Raw genomic sequence first — 902 nt, 5'->3', positions numbered from 1 at the left:
GAGACGATCCGCACCAGCTGGGAGGAGCCCATGCCCGCCGCCGACCAACCCCGCAACCGCGCCGAGCGCCGACGCTCGGCGAAGAACCAGGCCGAACGGTTCGACCGAGGGGGACAGGCCATGACCAGCCAGTCCCGTCGGTTCGACGCGGTCAACCCCCGGCAGCACGCCTTCCGCCGCCGGGGTTGATCCGTCCGGGTACGGCCCTCCCGGGCGTGCCACGGGGGGCAGCCGCCGCTCGCCCGTTCGGCCGAGTGAGCCGCGCCCATCGTCCTGCCGGGAAGATGAATGACGGGCCGCCTCGTCGGCGGCTCACCGGCACGCATCAGGAGGGGGCGGCATGGACGAGGGGACTCTGGTGATGACCGACGTGGTCGCGGATCGGGACGCTCTGGTGGACCAGTTGTCCCGGGTCGTGCAGAGCGCTCTCCTCGATCCGCTGGCCGCCCTCCTCAGTCGCCAGGAGGTCGACGACAGGCTGTCGGCCCGGATGCGAGAGGAGGTCGACCGGTGGGCGGACGACTTACTCGGTGAGGACCAGCACGCCGCGCGGTCCACGGCCGTGCGGCTGGTGTTCGCCTTGTACCCGGGGGCCGGCCCGTTCGATCCGCCCGCGTCGTGGTGGCGGACCCCGTTCGGGCAGGCGGTGGCTCGCACCGTCGGCCACCCGACCGCGCTCGCCGTCTCCTACCCGGTGGCGGCGGCGATGCTCGGTCTCGGCAGACGTGAGGTCCACGACCTGGCGCTGCGGGGTGTGCTCGACCGTCATCCGGACGGCGGGATCACGACCGCGTCAGTCCGGGCCGTGCTCAACCGGCAGCCGCGCCGCTCCTCCTGAACCCGCCCGGTGCGCGGGCACCGGGGGAGGCCCCTCCCCGTCCGCCCGTGGGCGGCGGCCGGCC

2 protein-coding genes are annotated in these 902 nt (G+C 74.3%); both read left to right on the top strand.

Features of this window, described 5'->3' with window-relative positions; translation table 11 throughout:
* A partial coding sequence (locus ACTIDRAF_RS31520; RefSeq protein ID WP_039789902.1) for a hypothetical protein occupies positions 1–189 on the top strand: 189 nt, incomplete at its 5' end.
* Positions 190–340: 151 nt separating this feature from the next.
* Positions 341–838 carry a hypothetical protein gene (locus tag ACTIDRAF_RS0226060; protein ID WP_016701570.1) on the top strand — a complete coding sequence of 166 codons (498 nt, stop codon included), beginning with the start codon at positions 341–343 and terminating at the stop codon, positions 836–838.
* Positions 839–902: the final 64 nt, after the last annotated feature.

This window comes from Actinoalloteichus spitiensis RMV-1378, assembly GCF_000239155.1.
Lineage (GTDB): Bacteria > Actinomycetota > Actinomycetes > Mycobacteriales > Pseudonocardiaceae > Actinoalloteichus_B > Actinoalloteichus_B spitiensis.
This window is presented reverse-complemented; position numbering and strand designations above follow the sequence as displayed.

Coding starts and splice junctions, on each gene's coding strand:
- ACTIDRAF_RS0226060 (WP_016701570.1), top strand. CDS start 341: ATGGACGAGGGGACTCTGGTGATGACCGACGTGGTCGCGGATCGGGAC.